Annotated in this window: 1 protein-coding gene, 1 pseudogene and 1 riboswitch; the gene and the pseudogene both read left to right on the top strand. The window is 67.4% G+C overall.

Features of this window, described 5'->3' with window-relative positions:
* Window positions 1–535, top strand: a 535-nt coding sequence (locus U1700_RS15160) for a ferritin-like domain-containing protein (RefSeq protein WP_332753501.1), incomplete at its 5' end; no start/stop codon positions are given.
* 126 nt (window positions 536–661) lie between these two features.
* A riboswitch (TPP riboswitch) is annotated at window positions 662–770 on the top strand.
* A 35-nt stretch (window positions 771–805) separates the two neighbouring features.
* Window positions 806–1110 (top strand): annotated as a pseudogene (locus U1700_RS15155) (phosphomethylpyrimidine synthase ThiC); the annotation flags it as partial.

Raw genomic sequence — 1110 nt, 5'->3', positions numbered from 1 at the left:
GTCGGGCGACGCCAGCGGCGCGTTCACGGCGGCGGCGGTCGCGGCGGGCGTGATTGCCAGCGGATCGACCTTCGACCCTTATGCCTCGGACGAGGCCTTCCTGCTGGGCGCGTTCCTGTTCGAGGATGTCGGCGTCACCGCCTATATGGGCGGCGTCACCCTGCTGACCAACAAGACCTATGTCGAGGCGGCGGCGGGCATCCACGCGGCCGAGGCCTATCATGCCGGTCTGGTCCGCACGACCTTGTACCGCAAGGGGCTGAGCAACGCGGCGCTCATCACCAATGCGGGCAAGATCTCGGACGCCCGCGACAGCCTGGACGGGTCGACCGATCTCGACCAGGGCATCGTGGCGACCGTCAACGGGACGCAGGTGGCCAATATCGTCCCCGCCGACAGCAACGCCATCGCCTTTGTCCGCACGCCGGGCCAGGTGCTGAACGTCGTCTATCTCAACAAGGCGGCGGTGACCGGCGGCGGCTTCTTCCCCGGCGGCCTGAACGGCAACGTCCGCACCAGCGCCGCCAGCGGATAACCCTTTCCCTCCCAAGGGTCCTGGGCCCCGATCGGTCGCTAGTCCCCTGGCCGGTCGGGGCCTTTTTTGTGATCGCGTCGCCTGCGCGAAACCCCTTCTGCTTCGCCGCGAAACCGCTTATGCAGGTCCCATCCCCGGGGGAGCGCTGGCCTGCGCTTGAGAGGGGGGCAAGAGCCCCCGACCCGCTGAACCTGATCCGGTTGATACCGGCGTAGGGAGGGAGCGGCCCCATCTCTCATGGTCCGTTTCCTCCGCATGGAGTGGACGACTATGGCAGATATCCCCGCAAAGGCCGAAATCGGCGTGACCACCGGCCCGATCCGTGGCTCGAAGAAGATTCACGTCGGCCGGCTGAACGTCGCGATGCGCGAAATCCAGCTCGATCCGTCCTCGGGCGAGCCCCCCGTGCGCGTGTACGACACCAGCGGCCCCTATACCGACCCGAACGCGCGCATCGACATCATGGCGGGCCTGCCGCAGATCCGCCGTAACTGGATTGAGGCACGCGGCGATGTCGAGGCCTATGACGGTCGCGAAATCCGCCCCGAGGATAACGGCCAGCTGGGTCCCGACCG

The sequence above is a fragment of the Sphingomonas sp. RB1R13 genome (genome assembly GCF_036663775.1).
Taxonomy (GTDB): Bacteria; Pseudomonadota; Alphaproteobacteria; order Sphingomonadales; family Sphingomonadaceae; genus Sphingomicrobium.
This window is presented reverse-complemented; position numbering and strand designations above follow the sequence as displayed.